Annotated in this window: 15 protein-coding genes; 9 read left to right on the forward strand and 6 right to left on the reverse strand. The window is 72.3% G+C overall.

Going from position 1 to position 13864, the window contains the following annotated elements:
• Nucleotides 1-119: 119 nt before the first annotated feature.
• The gene (locus tag BSZ37_RS18960) at nucleotides 120-1415 is read left to right on the forward strand and encodes a DEAD/DEAH box helicase (RefSeq protein WP_095512052.1); all 1296 of its coding nucleotides are present in this window, start codon (nucleotides 120-122) and stop codon (nucleotides 1413-1415) included.
• Between the two features lie 233 nt (nucleotides 1416-1648).
• Here BSZ37_RS18960 and BSZ37_RS18965 read toward each other — a convergent pair whose 3' ends face one another.
• The gene (locus tag BSZ37_RS18965) at nucleotides 1649-2308 is read right to left on the reverse strand and encodes an MBL fold metallo-hydrolase (RefSeq protein ID WP_095512053.1); all 660 of its coding nucleotides are present in this window, start codon (nucleotides 2306-2308) and stop codon (nucleotides 1649-1651) included.
• A gap of 183 nt (nucleotides 2309-2491) precedes the next feature.
• Here BSZ37_RS18965 and BSZ37_RS18970 point away from each other — a divergent pair, with 183 nt between their 5' ends.
• The 5 genes from BSZ37_RS18970 to BSZ37_RS18990 all read left to right on the forward strand — a co-directional run bounded on the left by BSZ37_RS18970 (nucleotide 2492) and on the right by BSZ37_RS18990 (nucleotide 6347).
• On the forward strand, nucleotides 2492-3916 hold the full coding sequence (locus BSZ37_RS18970; RefSeq protein ID WP_218830570.1) for an LptF/LptG family permease: 1425 nt from the start codon (nucleotides 2492-2494) through the stop codon (nucleotides 3914-3916).
• A gap of 74 nt (nucleotides 3917-3990) precedes the next feature.
• Nucleotides 3991-4497, forward strand: coding sequence for a hypothetical protein (locus tag BSZ37_RS18975; protein WP_095512055.1), 507 nt, complete (start codon nucleotides 3991-3993; stop codon nucleotides 4495-4497).
• Nucleotides 4498-4595: 98 nt separating this feature from the next.
• Complete coding sequence (gene rsmI, locus BSZ37_RS18980) at nucleotides 4596-5264, forward strand: 16S rRNA (cytidine(1402)-2'-O)-methyltransferase (RefSeq protein WP_095512056.1); 669 nt, start codon at nucleotides 4596-4598, stop codon at nucleotides 5262-5264.
• 101 nt (nucleotides 5265-5365) lie between these two features.
• Nucleotides 5366-5932: a TlpA family protein disulfide reductase gene (locus BSZ37_RS18985; protein WP_095512057.1), complete on the forward strand. Its 567-nt coding sequence runs from the start codon at nucleotides 5366-5368 to the stop codon at nucleotides 5930-5932.
• Nucleotides 5925-6347: a TlpA family protein disulfide reductase gene (locus BSZ37_RS18990; protein WP_095512058.1), complete on the forward strand. Its 423-nt coding sequence runs from the start codon at nucleotides 5925-5927 to the stop codon at nucleotides 6345-6347. Before BSZ37_RS18985 ends, BSZ37_RS18990 begins: the two co-directional genes overlap by 8 nt.
• A gap of 32 nt (nucleotides 6348-6379) precedes the next feature.
• On the opposite strand, the gene BSZ37_RS18995 is transcribed toward BSZ37_RS18990, so the two are convergent.
• From BSZ37_RS18995 to BSZ37_RS19005, 3 genes are read right to left on the reverse strand one after another with little or no spacing between them, the layout of a single operon-like run.
• Nucleotides 6380-7054 carry a phosphoribosylanthranilate isomerase gene (locus tag BSZ37_RS18995; protein WP_218830571.1) on the reverse strand — a complete coding sequence of 225 codons (675 nt, stop codon included), beginning with the start codon at nucleotides 7052-7054 and terminating at the stop codon, nucleotides 6380-6382.
• Between the two features lie 11 nt (nucleotides 7055-7065).
• Entirely contained in the window at nucleotides 7066-7896 is an 831-nt protein-coding gene (locus BSZ37_RS19000; RefSeq protein ID WP_095512059.1) for a polymorphic toxin type 23 domain-containing protein, read from the reverse strand.
• 29 nt (nucleotides 7897-7925) lie between these two features.
• Entirely contained in the window at nucleotides 7926-8480 is a 555-nt protein-coding gene (locus tag BSZ37_RS19005) for a rhodanese-like domain-containing protein (RefSeq protein WP_095512060.1), read from the reverse strand.
• A gap of 142 nt (nucleotides 8481-8622) precedes the next feature.
• Here BSZ37_RS19005 and BSZ37_RS19010 point away from each other — a divergent pair, with 142 nt between their 5' ends.
• Genes BSZ37_RS19010 through ybeY form a run of 3 tightly spaced genes read left to right on the forward strand, consistent with a single transcriptional unit; the run spans nucleotide 8623 to nucleotide 12483 of the window.
• Nucleotides 8623-11532, forward strand: a complete 2910-nt coding sequence (locus BSZ37_RS19010) for a glycosyltransferase family 117 protein (protein ID WP_095512061.1) — start codon at nucleotides 8623-8625, stop codon at nucleotides 11530-11532.
• A gap of 49 nt (nucleotides 11533-11581) precedes the next feature.
• Complete coding sequence (locus BSZ37_RS19015) at nucleotides 11582-12031, forward strand: hypothetical protein (RefSeq protein ID WP_095512062.1); 450 nt, start codon at nucleotides 11582-11584, stop codon at nucleotides 12029-12031.
• Nucleotides 12028-12483, forward strand: coding sequence for an rRNA maturation RNase YbeY (gene ybeY, locus BSZ37_RS19020; protein WP_218830572.1), 456 nt, complete (start codon nucleotides 12028-12030; stop codon nucleotides 12481-12483). The genes BSZ37_RS19015 and ybeY overlap by 4 nt, the downstream gene beginning before the upstream one ends.
• Before the next feature lie 34 nt (nucleotides 12484-12517).
• On the opposite strand, the gene BSZ37_RS19025 is transcribed toward ybeY, so the two are convergent.
• Entirely contained in the window at nucleotides 12518-13477 is a 960-nt protein-coding gene (locus BSZ37_RS19025; protein ID WP_095512063.1) for a methylenetetrahydrofolate reductase, read from the reverse strand.
• Between the two features lie 80 nt (nucleotides 13478-13557).
• Nucleotides 13558-13860 carry a hypothetical protein gene (locus BSZ37_RS19030; RefSeq protein ID WP_095512064.1) on the reverse strand — a complete coding sequence of 101 codons (303 nt, stop codon included), beginning with the start codon at nucleotides 13858-13860 and terminating at the stop codon, nucleotides 13558-13560.
• Nucleotides 13861-13864: the final 4 nt, after the last annotated feature.

Raw genomic sequence — 13864 nt, forward strand, 5'->3', positions numbered from 1 at the left:
CCCCGTTGCCGGCCGGAGGCGCGCTCGCGCCGTCGTGATTCTCGGAAGCGGACCCCTCGCTTCCCGCTCCGCCCGCCTGGCCCTCGCGCCAGCGCCCCGCGGACGTTCCACGACGACCCATGCCCACCCACGCCCCCGTCGACTCGTTCGACGCCCTCGGCCTCGCCCCCTCCGTCCTCCGGGGCGTCCGCGACGCCGGCTACGACTCCCCCACGCCCGTCCAGGCCGCCGCCCTGCCCGTCGCCCTCGACGGGGTCGACGTGGTCGGCGTGGCGCAGACCGGGACCGGCAAGACGGCCGCGTTCGTCCTGCCCATCCTCGACTACCTCGTCAAGGACCCGATGCCGGGCAAGAAGCGGGCGGTCCGCGCCCTCGTCGTCACGCCGACGCGCGAGCTGGCGATCCAGGTGACCGAGGCCGTCGCCGGCTACGGCAAGCACACCGGCCTCCGGGCCGCCACGATCTACGGCGGCGTCGGGAAGGGCGGGCAGCGGACGGCCCTCCGCAACGGGATCGACATCGTCGTCGCCACGCCGGGCCGCCTCCTCGACTTCCTCGGCGAGGGCGTCCTCGACCTCTCGTTCGTCGACGTCCTCGTGCTCGACGAGGCCGACCGGATGTTCGACATGGGGTTCGTGAAGGACGTCCGCCGGATCGTGGCCGCCGTGCCGAAAGAGCGCCAGACGATGCTGTTCTCGGCGACGATGCCGCCCCCCATCCAGGACCTCGCGCGGAGCATCCTCTACCAGCCTGAGACCATCGAGGTCGGGGAGCGGCGCGACCCCGCGGCGACGGTCACGCAGCGCCAGATCCGCGTGGCCGAGGCCGAGAAGCAGGCGCTCCTCCACCACCTCATCGAGACCGAGGCGGTCGACCGGATGATCGTGTTCTCACGCACGAAGTACCGGGCCGACCGGATCAAGAAGAAGCTCGACCGGGCCGGCTTCGACGCCATCGCGATCCACTCGAACCGGACGCAGGGCCAGCGCCAGCGCGCGCTCAAGGGGTTCGAGGCGGGCCAGTACCAGATCATGGTGGCGACCGACATCGCCGCGCGCGGGATCGACGTGCCGGGCGTCTCGCACGTCGTCAACTTCGACGCGCCCAACATGCCGGAGGACTACATCCACCGGATCGGGCGGACCGGGCGGGCCGAGGCGACGGGCGACGCGATCACGTTCGTCTCGGCGGCCGAGGCCTCGAACCTCGCCGCCATCGAGAAGCACACGGGCCGGCGGATCGACGAGCTCCGGGTCGACGGCTTCGACGCCCCGCGGATGGCAGAGGCCCTCGCCAACCCGGCGCGGCGCTCGAACCCGTCGGGCCACAAGTCGCGCCAGAAGCAGGGCGGCGGCCGGCCCGGTGGCAACCGGAACGGCGGCGGGCGCTCCAAGAAGGGCCGCGGCAACCGCTAGCCCCCTCGGCGTCGAGGGGGGCGGGGTCGGCTTCCATTGGCGATGCCCTCCCCCGCGTCGTCCTGAGCGGAGGGCGACGCCCGGAGCCGAAGGATCTCCGTCGCGCACCGCGTCCGGGCGCCCTCATGAGTGCCGTGCTCGTCTGAGATCCTTCGACCCGCTCCGCTTGCTCAAGATGACGACCCGGGCGCGACGGGGCCTACACCCTCCACTTCGTTCCTGGAGTGGCGAGGCTACAGGTCTCGCAAAAACGGGTTCGTCCGCCGCTCGGCGCCAACGGTGGTCTTCGGCCCGTGACCGGAGTAGACGACCGTGGCGTCGGGGAGCGTGAGGACCTCGTCGCGGATTGAGGCCAGCAGCACGTCGAGGCTGCCCTGCCAGAGGTCGGTCCGCCCGATGGAGCCCTGGAACAGCACGTCGCCGCCGACCAGGATGGAGTCGGCCTCCGAGTAGAAGGCGACGGAGCCCGGCGAGTGGCCCGGTACGTGGAGCACGCGGAGCGTCACGTCGCCGAGGGCGATCTCGTCGCCCGCCGCGAGGTCGTGCGCCGGTGGCGGCGGCGGGTCGACGCGGACGCCGAACATCTCGCCTTGGACGACAGCGTTCTCCAACAACGGCGCGTCGGCCGGGTGGAGCTGCCAGCCGCCGTGCTCGGCCGCCTTCCCGTAGCGCTCGGCGAAGTGGTGGCAGCCAAAGACGTGGTCGATGTGGGCGTGGGTCAGGAGGAGGTGCCGCACCGCGAGCCCGGCCGCCTCGACGTACGCCTCGACCGCCTGACGCTCGGCCCGCGACGCCGTCCCGGGGTCCACGATCGCCGCCTCGCCCTGGGATGAGAGGACGTAGGTGTTCTCCGCGAACGGGCTGACGACGAACGACTGGACGGAGAGCGGCATGAGCGGGGGGCGAGTGGGTCCGCCTCGGTGCCGAGGCGGGGAGGGCGGGCGTCGGAATTCGGCGCCCCGTGCATGTCCGAACGCCGCCGGTCGTTCCGCTCGCGGCGGATCTCTGCCATTTCCCCGTTCCCATTTTCCGCGAGCGCCAGCGAACCGCAGGTCGGCGTCGCCATCTTCCCCCCCGTGATCAAGCGTCTCCACCGCCAGATTCTGAAGGGCCTGCCACTGCCGTTCGTGGCGGCGCTGCTGACGCTGCTGTTCCTGCTCCTGATGCAGTTCTTGATCCACTACCTCCCCGACCTCGTCGGGCGGGGGCTGCCGGCGGTGGCGGTGGCAGAATTGATCGCCTACAGCCTGGCCTACATGGTCACCCTCGCCGTCCCGATGGCGTGGCTCGTGGCGCTGCTGGCGTCGTTCGGGCGGCTGGCCGAGAGCCGGGGGTATCTCGTCGCCAAGAGCGCCGGCGTGTCGCTGCCGACGCTCGCGTGGCCGACGCTCGTGGTCGGGCTGGCGCTGACGGCGGGGATGGTGTACTTCAACAACGAGATGCTGCCGGAGGCGAACTACCGGCTCAACGGCCTCTGGCGCGACATCCGCGTGAGCCGACCGGGCTTCGCCCTCACGCCCGGCGAGTTCTACACCGACGTCGACGGCTACGCCATCCGCGCCGACGCCATCCCGCCGGACTCGTCCGGGCTGCTCCTCGGCGTGACCGTGTTCGAGGGCGGCTCCGGCGGCGACGCGGCGACGCTCACGGCCCGGCGCGCCCGGCTCCAAACGCAGTACGGCGGCCAGCGCCTGACGATGCTCCTCGAGGACGGCGCCATCCACCGCCGCTCGCCCGACCCGCAGTCGGACCGCTACGAGCGCCTGACGTTCGACCGCCACCGGATGGCGTTCGACCTCTCCGGCCTCGGGGGCTTCGAACGCCGGGACACCGACGTCGGCCGGACCGACCGCTCGATGCGGACGTCGGAGATGCTCGCCGTCGTCGACTCCCTCGACGGCCTCGCCGCGGGCCATGCCGACTCGGTCCGCGCTGCACTCGACCGCTGGGGCGAGTCTCCGACCGGCGAGTACGCGGGCGCCCGCCGGATCGACTCGACGGCGACGCCCGAGGCAGCCCGGGTCGGCACCGGGCGGCCCACGCTCGACGGGCTCGCCGACCCCGAGCGCGAGTCGGTCTACGACCTCGCCCTGATGCGCGCGCGTTCCATCGGCTCCGAGGCCGAGACGGCCGTCGCCGCGCTCGACCGCGACCGCCAGCGGGCCGACCGCTTCCGGGTCGAGATCTACAAAAAGAACTCGATCGCCCTCGCGTGCCTCGTGTTCGTGCTCGTGGGCGTCCCGCTCGGGCTGGCCGTGCCGCGGGCCGGCGTCGGGCTGGTGGCAGCGCTCGCCGTGTTCGTGTTCCTGTTCTACTGGATCTCGCTCGTCGGCGGCGAGAAGCTGGCCGACCGCGAGATGCTGCCGCCGGAGATCGGGATGTGGGCGGCGAACGTGATCATCGGCGCGCTCGGCGTGTACCTCGTCGTCCGCGAGACCCGCGACCCGGCGTGGCGCGACCCCGTCCGCGCGCTGGCCGGGCGGTTCAAGCGGAGAGGGTGAACGCTCCCGGTACGTTTGGATCAGGGCGAGGGCTCGGTGGGCTCGTAGGCTCCGATCGGTTCAGCCCCTCGCCGATGCGCCGCTGGCTCTTCACGCTCCTCCTGTGCGCGCCCGCCTTGTGTTCGGCGCAGCACCGTCCGGAGACGCCCTCCATCCTCCTCGGGCATGGACCGGCAGCCACGCCGCTCCCGCACCTCCTGGATGAGACGCTGGGTTCTCCGACGGGTCCGCGATGGCGCGCAATCACCGCGCTCCTGGGCTCGACAGGCGGATACGTCGCGCTCGGACTCGCGGGGGGCGGCTTCGGCTACCACATCGACGACTCCGCCGGGTGCGACGACCTCTGCCTGCCCGAGGGGGTGTGGGTCGGGTGGACGATCGGGAGCGCCGTCGGTGCCGGCCTCGGTGCGCATCTCGGGGGTGGCGGGTCGGGGTCGCTGGCGTGGACGCTCGTCGGCGCGGGAGCGGCCCAGAGCGCGCTGGGCCTCTACGGCGCCTCGATCGACAACCCCTTCGTCGTCCTCATTCCGGTCTCCGTTCTCGCGGCTCTGGTCGCGGACGGCGTGTCGGCCTCGCGCTGAGCGGTCGTGGGGAGGCTTCGTGAGTTCATCAGGTCGCGCGGTGTCGGTCCCCGCTGACCCGCGTACCCTGCCCGCCTCCCCGATCCCGCCCCGCTCCGATGCTCGTCCTCGTCCCCACGCCCGTCGGCAACCTGGAGGACCTCACGTTCCGCGCGCTCCGCGTGCTGAAAGAGGCCGACGTCGTGGCGTGCGAGGACACGCGGACGTCGGGCGTCCTCTTCGGCCACTACGGCATCGAGACGCCGCGCGTGAGCTTCCACATCCACAACGAGCACGCGAAGGCGAGTCAGTTGGTCGAGCGGATGGCGGCCGGCGAGACGGTCGCCCTCATCTCGGACGCCGGGACGCCGGGGATCTCGGACCCCGGCTTCCTCCTGGTCCGCGCCGCCGCCGAGGCGGGCGTCCGCGTCGAGGCCCTGCCGGGGCCGACGGCGTTCGTCCCGGCCCTCGTCGCGAGCGGCCTCCCGTGCGACCGGTTCGTGTTCGAGGGCTTCCTCCCGCACAAGAAGGGCCGCCAGACGCGCCTCAAGGCGCTCGCCGACGAGCCGCGGACGGTCGTCCTGTACGAGAGCCCGCACCGCCTCGTGAAGCTGCTCGGCCAGCTCGGCGAGCACCTCGGACGGGATCGGCCCGCCGCCGTGGCCCGCGAGATCTCGAAGCTCCACGAGGAGGTCCGCCGCGGGACGCTCGCGGAGCTTGAGGCCCACTACGGCGCGCAGGCCAAGGTGCGCGGCGAGATCGTCGTCGTCGTCGGCGGGGCCGGCTAGCGGGGCACCGACTCCGCCCGCCTCGGCGTTCTCCCCGGGGCCGACGAAGCCGTGCCCCGACGGGTACGATGCTATCCTCTCCCCTCCTTGCTTGGCCGCCCGTGCGCCTCGTCCTCCTCGTCCTCCTCACTGCCACGGCCGCCAACGCGCAGGCCGAGCTCCCGCCGCAGTCCGCGCCCACGCCCGTCGCGCTCCAGGAGGCCGGGGCCGACACGACGTCTGACGGGCGAACCGAGACGGAACTCGCCGTCGAGGCCACGATCGCCGAGCCGGGCGTCCACGTGGTCCACTTCTGGGCGCCGTGGTGCGGCAACTCGCGAGCGGAATTCGAGGCTGGCTGGTACGAGGTCGTCGAGGCCAACCCCGACGTGTCGTTCTCGTTCGTGGCGATCTGGAACGACGGCCGCGACTCCGCCGACCGCCTCGCGCGCTACGGCATCACGCCGGGCGGCCACGTCGCCGTCTACGCCCAGCCCGACCGCGGGCCGACGGCCGAGCGGAGCCTCCGCCGCCGCGCGTTCCTCGGCCTCCCGCTGAGCTGGACGCCGACGACCTGGATCTTCAACCGCGAGGGCCAGCTGGCCTACGCGTTCAACTACGGCGAGGTCTCGCCGGACATGCTGGCGACCGCCATCGAGCACGCCCGCGACGAGTGGACACATGATTGAGCACGCCTCGACCGACGCCGCCCTCCGCGAGATCGTGAGCGCTGACGGCGTCCACGTCGTCCACGTATGGGCGCCGTGGTGCGACAACTCGCTCCACGAGCACGAGCCCATCTGGTCCGACTGGCAGAGCCTGAGTGCCGACTCGGTGACGTTCGTGACGGTCTGGAACGAGGGCGAGAGCGGGGCCGAGACGCTCCGCGAGACCGGCGTCGAGGGCGTCCGCGAGCTCGTCGTGCCCGGCCCGAAGCCCGAGAAGCCCGACCGGCGGATCCGCCTCCTCGGCGTCCCCGTCACGTGGATCCCGACGACACTCGTGTTCAACCGGAACGGCCTGCTGGCGACCGCCTTCGCCTACGGCGAGGCCTCGCGCGAGCAGCTGACGGAGGCCATCGCGGGCGCGCGGAGCAGCTGGTGACTCCGCCCGCCTCGACGCCGAGGCGGGACGAGTCAGGCCAACCGCTGGACGCCGGCGGCCGACGCGAAGGCCGCCAGCTTGTCGGCGTCGAGCGCGCCGCCCGTGCGGAGCCCGCTGCACACGTCGAGGCCGAACGGCCCGACGGCCCGGACCGCATCGGCGACGTTGCCGGGCGTGAGGCCGCCGGCCAGAACGACCGGGATGTCCAAGAGCTCGCGGATCGTCCGGCTCACGCGCCAGTCGTGGACGCGGCCGGTCCCGCCGAGCGCCTTCGTGTCGAGCGTCGGGTCGCCCGAGTCGAGAAGCACGGCGTCGACGTGGCGCGCGACGCGCTCGGCCTCGGCGATCGCCTCGGGCCCCGTCACGTGGACGACCTGCCACAGCGACCGCCCCGGCAGGTCGGTCCGCAGTCGCGCGTAGACGGCTGGGCCGACGCGGTCGACGATCTGGACGGCCGAGACGCCCGCAGCGTCGGCCTGCCGGGCGATCGTGTCGGCGCTCTGAGCGCTCGTGAGGAGGACCGACATCACGGGCGGCGGAACGGCCCGAGCGATGTCCGCGATCCGCTCGTCCGGGATCACACCCGGCCCGCTCGGCATCGCCCCTACGAGCCCGACCGCGTCGGCGCCGAGGCGGACGGCCAACCGCATCTCCTCGACCGAGCTGATGCAACAGACTTTCAGGCGGGGGAACAGCGGAGGCGTCACAGGGGCCGGGGTCAGTACAGGCCGTCGCCCTCATTGAGCGCGACGCGGACCACGAGGCGCGGCCGGCGACCGGCGAGACGGGGAATCTGGCCGTCGTCGATGAGGTAGTGGAACGAGTTCTGGAGCGTCGAGCGGATGCCCTCTGAGTCGACGCCGAGCGAGAGCGTGAGGTCCCCCCAGTACAGGTCGGCGGCCAGGATGCCGTGGGCGTAGGCCCCGCCGTACTGTCCCGAGAGGTCGTACGTCTCATCGCGGTTGAGGCGTCCCAGCCCCTCCGTCGTCCCTATCCACACGACCGTCCGCAGCCCGACGCCACGTAGCACGTCCGCGTCGTGCCGGACGTACCGCACGCGGAGAGCGAACGTCCGGTAGCGGTCGAGGAGCTGCTGGGCGAGGGCGTCGTTCTCGAACGTCACGTCAAAGGAGGATGCCTCCCCGGCGAAGCGGTAGCGGACTGCACCGGACAGCTGGGACGTGTGGTCGGTGTCGAGGTACAGGAGGAGGGTGTACGAGAGCGTGTGGGCCCTTGGCCGCGCCCGGTGGAGCTCGGCCCCGCGGTACGCGCGGCGAGGACCAAACCCGTAGCTCAGGCCGAGGGCCGCCTCCGCCCCCACGCTGGATCCGGGAAGCCCGAGGTCCGCTACGAGTGCTTCGGCGCCGAGGCTGGCCTGGGCCGATACGTCGTGCGCCCGTTCGAGCCCGAGCGGGAGCGGTGCCGAGCCGCCGGCCGCCACCCCCACCCCGCTCTCGTGCGTGCCGACCTTCGAGGTCACTGCCGCGCCCACCGAGGCGGGACGGTCCAGCACGAGGGCGTGTCCCTGCGCCGCGACCGTGGCTGCCATGAGGTGCAGGCCGATAAGGACCCCGTGCCTCACTCGCTGCCCCCCGCCCGTCGACCCGGATCGAGCAGCCGCCCCCAGACGGCGTCGTACGGGTGGACCTCCTCGACGGGATGCCCGTCGCGGACGAGCGGGCGCCCCTCGTTGGCCCAGCGGAAGATCGAGCCTGCGAGGTTCTCGACGTGCTCGAAGCCGGCCGACTGGAGCCGCCGCGCGACCGCGCCCGAGCGGACGCCGACGGAGCAGTAGACCACGACCGACCGCTGGCGGTCGATCCCGTCGAGCGCGTCGGCCAGTTCGGCCGCCGAGGCGTCGGGGTCGACGCGGTGCGCGCCCGGGAGGTGCGAGACGGCGTACTCCGCCTCGGTGCGCGCGTCGAGGAGGACGGGCGCGACCGTCGAGTCCGCGAGGTGGGCCGCGAGCGCGGCGGTCGTCGTCGTGGGGACGTCGGCGAACCGGGCGGCGAGGTCGCGGTCGACGGCCCGCCAGGCGAGCGAGCCCGGGCGGTGGGCGGCGCGACCGGCCCACAGCCACAGGCCGCCGACCGCGACGAGGGCCACGAGGAGCAAGACGAGGGCGAGGCGCATGGCGGAGCAACGGCGCGGCCCCGGCCGGAGTGCCCGGCCCGGCGCACCCGAAATGCACGGGGGATCCCGTTGGGCCGCCCCGGGGCCCGCCACGCCCCGGGCTATCTTCGCGACTCGCCACAGCCCCCGACCGCCCTCCCGCATGACCGGCAAGCTCATCGACCGCCTCGTCGCCGCCGCGGTCTTCCTGTACGCCTTCGTCGTCTACGTCGCCACCATGGCGGAGACGTCGCCGTTCTGGGACTCGGGCGAGTTCATCGCCATCGCCAACGGGCTCCAGGTGAGCCACCCGCCCGGCGCCCCGTTCTACATGCTCGTCGGGCGGCTCTTCGCGATGGGCGCGCCCCTGTTCGGGGGCCTCAGCCCGGAGCCGGTCGCCTACGCCGTCAACCTCGTGTCGGTCCTGTGCAGCGCGCTCACGGTGCTCCTGACGCACCTCGTGATCGTCCGGCTCGTGCGGATCTGGAAGGGCCACCCGGCCCAGTGGACGCCGGCCCAGCGGATCGGGGCGAACGCCGGCGGCGTGGTCGGGGCCCTCGCGTTCGCCGTCACCGACTCGTTCTGGTTCAACGCCGTCGAGGCCGAGGTCTACGCCATGTCGATGCTGTTCACGGCGCTCGTGGTGTGGCTCGCGCTCGTGTGGCGCGACGCGACGCGCGCCGAGGAGGCCGAGTTGGCCAAGCGCGGCGAGCACCCGTTCGGGCTCCACGCCGACCGCTACCTCGTGGCCATCGCCTACCTGTTCGGCCTCGCGATCGGCGTCCACCTCCTCAACGTCCTGACGCTGTTCTTCATCGCGCTGATCGTCTTCTTCCAGAAGGCCGACCGCGACGACTGGTCGACGGCCGACCGCGTGAAGGGGCTTCTGATCACGGGCGTCATCTCCGTGGTCGTGTTCCTCGTGATCTACCCCGGCGTGGTCCAAACGCTCCCGACCCTGGCCGGCGCCTCGGGCGCGCCGACGCTGTTCCTGCTGGCCGTCGTCGCCGCGCTCGTCGGCGCCGTGTGGTACACCCAGAAAAAGGGGATGCCGGTGGCGAACCTCGCCGCGCTCATCGTCACGCTCGTCATCGTCGGGTACTCGTCGTACGGGCTCATCTTCGTCCGCTCCGCCGCCGACCCGCCGATCGACGAGAACGACCCGGAGAACGCGGAGGCCATCGTGAGCTACCTCAAGCGCGAGCAGTACGGCTCGACGCCGCTCCTCACGGGCGAGACGTTCAACGACCGGACCGGCCGCGTCGACGAGCAGACGACGTTCCCGCGCCGCTACTCGACGGCCCCGCAGCACACCCGCGTCTACGCCCAGTACGACTCCGACTGGGACTTCTTCTGGAAGTACCAGCTCGGCCACATGTACGGGCGGTACTTCATGTGGCAGTTCGTCGGGAAGGCGTCCGACGTCCAGGACGCCGGCTGGTACGCCGGCCTCGGCGAGGCGCCGAGCACGGGCCCGACGCCGTCCGAACGGGCCGGGCAGAACGGCTACTTCTGGTTGCCCCTCTTGCTGGGGTTGTTCGGCCTCGCGGTCCACGTCCAGCGCGACTGGCGGCGGGCGCTGGCCGTCGGCGTGCTGTTCCTGATCACGGGCGTCGGGATCATCCTGTACCTCAACCAGACGCCGTTCCAGCCACGCGAGCGCGATTACTCGTACGTCGCCTCGTTCTTCGCCTTCTCGCTGTGGATCGGGATCGGGGCGACCGGCCTGGTCGAGATCGTGACCGAGGCGCTGGAGAGCAGGGCCGCCGGGATGCGGAAGGTGGCCGGGCTGGCCGTGGCCGTCCTCGCCTTCCTCGCGGTCCCGGGCTGGATGGCCGTCGAGAACTACGACGACCACGACCGCTCCGGCCGCCGGATCGCGACCGACTTCGCGCGCAACCTGCTCGAGAGCACGGCGCCCAACGCGATCCTCTTCACGAACGGCGACAACGACACCTTCCCGCTGTGGTACTTGCAGGAGGTGATGGGCGTCCGCCGCGACGTCCGCGTCGTGAACCTGTCCCTCCTCAACACGCCGTGGTACATCCGCCAGCTCCGCGACCAGGCCAGCCGTGAGAGCGCGCCGATCCCGATGTCGGTCACCGATGCCGACCTCGAAGGCATCAGCGGGCCGCCGGACGAGCGGGCCACGGGCGCCCTCGCCCCGCGGATCATCGCCGACACCGAGGTCGCGCTCCCAGTCGACGCCCGCGCGTTCTCGGACGACCGGGTGGCGGGCCGCATTCCCGCGTCCGAGATTCCGGACCGCGTGACGTGGACGCTCCGCGGGCAACCCTACGGCGAGGGCCAGAGCGTCCTCTACACGGCCGACCTCGCCGTGCTCGACATCCTTCGGTCCGTCGCCCAGGAGGGCTGGCAGCGGCCGGTTTACTTCGCCGGGACCGTCGCGCAGTCGTCGGAGCTCGGGCTCCAGTCGCTGTTTCAGAACGAGGGCCTCGCCCGGCGCGTGGTGCCGCTCGAGCGGCCCGGCAGCGGTCCCGATGGCGTGACGGTCCCCGAGATCGCGCTCGACCGGCTCGGCAAGTTCCGGTTCGGCGGCCTCGCCGACCCCGCCGTCTACCACGACGAGAACGCCCGCAACATGGCCGACGGCTACCGGATCCGCGTCGGCTCGATCGCCACGCGGCTCGCCGAGGCCGGCCAACCCGACGCCGCGCGAACGCTTCTGAACCGGCTTCGCGAGGAGATCCCGACGGCGACGATCCCGGCCAGCTTCGGCTCGTTCCTGACGATGGCCGAGGCCTACGACGCGGCCGGCGACCGGCAGCAGGCCGCCGAGATCTTCCGCGAGGCCGAGTCGATCGCCCTCCGCGAGCTGACGAACGCGCGGACGGCGACGGCGCAGGAGGAGGCGTTCCAACTCGTCCAGTACATCCAGTCGGCCTACGTGCTCGACGGGAAGTACCAGGCGGCGTCGGCGTTCATGGACCGGATCGCCGAGGCGACGGGCAACGACGCCGTCCGCCGCTCGGCCGAGGACTTCCAGCGCGAGGCCGAGGCCGTCCTCGGCCCCGACGCCGCTCGCTCCGACTCCGCCGGCGGCCAGGGCTGACGGCGCCCCTCGCTCCTCGTACTTTCCAGTCCCGCCGCCCCCCGCCCCGATGCCCCAGCTCCTCCCCGACGCCGACCTCGACCGCGCGGCCGCCGTCCTGGGCGTGACGCCCGAGCGCGACGGCGGTCTCACCCGGCTCGCCCTCTCAGACGCCGCCAGCGGCCGGCGCCTCGCCGTCGAGGTCACGCGCGGCGAGAGCGGCTCGATCGTCAAGGTCTACGGGACGGAGTCGCACCTCGAACTCCACGACTGCGCGGGTCTCGTGACGTCGGAGGAGCTCGGCGAGGTCATCTTTTTCGCCCGCGGCGGCGGGCGCGTGGCCGGGCTCGTGATCGAGCGCGAGGCGGCGTGCTCGCTCTACGCCAACGTCTCGGAGAAGCTGCTCTCGGCCGACTTCCTGACGGTCGCGCCCGAGGTGGCCCAGGCCGCCGTCGTCCTGTCCCTGAGCGAGCCGCTCTTCGAGGGCGACTGGACGCCCGAGGGCTCGACGGAGGCGTGAGCCCCGACGGAGGCCCCGAGGCGGAGGGGCTGGAGATCCACCACGAGCACGAGACGCTCCGGCTGGACGAGGACCGCGTCCGCGCCGTCGTCGAGGCCGTGTGTGCCGGCGAGGGCGTCGAGGTGGTCAGCCTCGGCGTGATCCTGGGCGACCACGCGCTCGTCCACGAGCTCAACCGGGAGTGGCTCGGCCACGACTACGAGACCGACGTCGTGTCGTTCGTGCTCGACGAGGAGGCGCAGGCCGACGGACAGATCGATGGCGAGGTGTACGTCGACCTCGACACGGCGGCCGAGCGGGCGCCCGAGTTCGGCGTGCCGACGGAGACGGAGGCGCTCCGCTACGTGGCCCACGGCGTCCTCCACCTCTGCGGCCACGACGACGACACGGACGAGCAGCGCGCGTCGATGCGGGCCCTGGAGGACCGATATCTGAAGGCGGCGGGCATCTAGCTCTTCCCGCCTCGGCACCGAGGCGGACCACCTCCTACCCCACCAGCTTCCGCAGCGGCTCGGCCACGCGGACGACGTGCTTCGCCGTCGACATGATGTAGAAGTGGATGCCGGGGACGCCCGCCTCGAGGAGCTCTTCGGCCTGCTTCCGCGCCCACTCCACGCCGACCTCGGCCACGTGCTCGGGCTTGGCCGCCTCGACCTCGGCCGCGAGCGCCTCCGGGATCTCGGTGTGGAACGAGCGCGGGAGCGACTGGAGCTGGCGCTTCGACGTCAGGATCTTGAGGCCCGGCACGATCGGCACGTCGATGCCGACGTCGCGGCACTTCTCGATCCAGCCGAGATAGTGGCGGTTGTCGAAGAACATCTGCGAGACGACGTAGTCGGCCCCGGCGTCGACCTTCCGCTTGAGGTTCAGCACGTCCCACGTCATGTTGGGCGCGTCGGCGTGCTTCTCGGGGTACCCGCCGACGCCGATGCAGAAGTCGCTCGGCGCGGCGTCGAGGAGGTCTTCGAGGTAGCGGCCCTCGTTCATCGCCCGGATCTGGGCCACGAGGTCACAGGCGTAGGCGTTCTGCTGGCGGCCGGGACGGACGAGCTTCTGGACGCCCGTGTCGTCGCCGCGGACGGCGAGGAGGTTGTGGATGCCGAGGTAGTTGAGCTCGATGAGCGCGTCCTCGGTCTCCTCCTGCGTGAACCCGCGGCACAGGATGTGGGGCACGGCGTCGATGCCGAACCGGTACTGGATGGCCGCGCACAGGCCCAGCGTGCCGGGCCGCTTCCGCTTGACCCGCTTGCGGATGGTGCCGTCGCCCATCTCCTCGTAGACCGCCTCGGCCGAGTGGCTCGTGACGTCGATGAAGGGCGGGTCGTAGGGCTTGAGCTGCTCGACCACGCCCAGCACGTCGCCGACGGAGCTCCCCCGCGTCGGCGGGATGATCTCGTACGAGAAGAGCGGACCGTCGGCGCGGTCGTAGTGCTCGATGACTTTCATCAGATCGGTCCGGGGCGGAGGCCCCAAGATCCCTCACGGACGCGGCGACTGCCAGTCTCGACGCCCCGCTTGGAGCGCCCTTAGTTCCGCCGGAGCCAGAGGTCGTCGAACAGCGGATGCGCAGGCGGCCCCGCCGGGCCGTCGCCCGAGGCCGGCTCGGCCATCGACTGCCGGGCTCGCTCGTCCTCGAGGATGTCGCGGAGGCGGACAGGGACGGACTCGCCCGCCGCCGCCCGCCGCCGGGCCGACGGATCGAGGGACAACGCGTCGTCGTGGAAGAGGAGCTGGTAGGCCGTGACGCCTGCCCACACCGCCATCAGGAGGATCGCCGGGACCGCGACCCAGAAGAACGCGACGAACAGGGCGGCGACCGGCGGCAGCATGGGG

This window comes from Rubrivirga marina, assembly GCF_002283365.1.
GTDB lineage: Bacteria > Bacteroidota > Rhodothermia > Rhodothermales > Rubricoccaceae > Rubrivirga > Rubrivirga marina.

Coding starts and splice junctions, on each gene's coding strand:
- BSZ37_RS18960 (WP_095512052.1), top strand. CDS start 120: ATGCCCACCCACGCCCCCGTCGACTCGTTCGACGCCCTCGGCCTCGCC.
- BSZ37_RS18965 (WP_095512053.1), bottom strand. CDS start 2,308: ATGCCGCTCTCCGTCCAGTCGTTCGTCGTCAGCCCGTTCGCGGAGAAC.
- BSZ37_RS18975 (WP_095512055.1), top strand. CDS start 3,991: ATGCGCCGCTGGCTCTTCACGCTCCTCCTGTGCGCGCCCGCCTTGTGT.
- rsmI (WP_095512056.1), top strand. CDS start 4,596: ATGCTCGTCCTCGTCCCCACGCCCGTCGGCAACCTGGAGGACCTCACG.
- BSZ37_RS18990 (WP_095512058.1), top strand. CDS start 5,925: ATGATTGAGCACGCCTCGACCGACGCCGCCCTCCGCGAGATCGTGAGC.
- BSZ37_RS19000 (WP_095512059.1), bottom strand. CDS start 7,896: ATGGCAGCCACGGTCGCGGCGCAGGGACACGCCCTCGTGCTGGACCGT.
- BSZ37_RS19005 (WP_095512060.1), bottom strand. CDS start 8,480: ATGCGCCTCGCCCTCGTCTTGCTCCTCGTGGCCCTCGTCGCGGTCGGC.
- BSZ37_RS19010 (WP_095512061.1), top strand. CDS start 8,623: ATGACCGGCAAGCTCATCGACCGCCTCGTCGCCGCCGCGGTCTTCCTG.
- BSZ37_RS19015 (WP_095512062.1), top strand. CDS start 11,582: ATGCCCCAGCTCCTCCCCGACGCCGACCTCGACCGCGCGGCCGCCGTC.
- BSZ37_RS19025 (WP_095512063.1), bottom strand. CDS start 13,477: ATGAAAGTCATCGAGCACTACGACCGCGCCGACGGTCCGCTCTTCTCG.
- BSZ37_RS19030 (WP_095512064.1), bottom strand. CDS start 13,860: ATGCTGCCGCCGGTCGCCGCCCTGTTCGTCGCGTTCTTCTGGGTCGCG.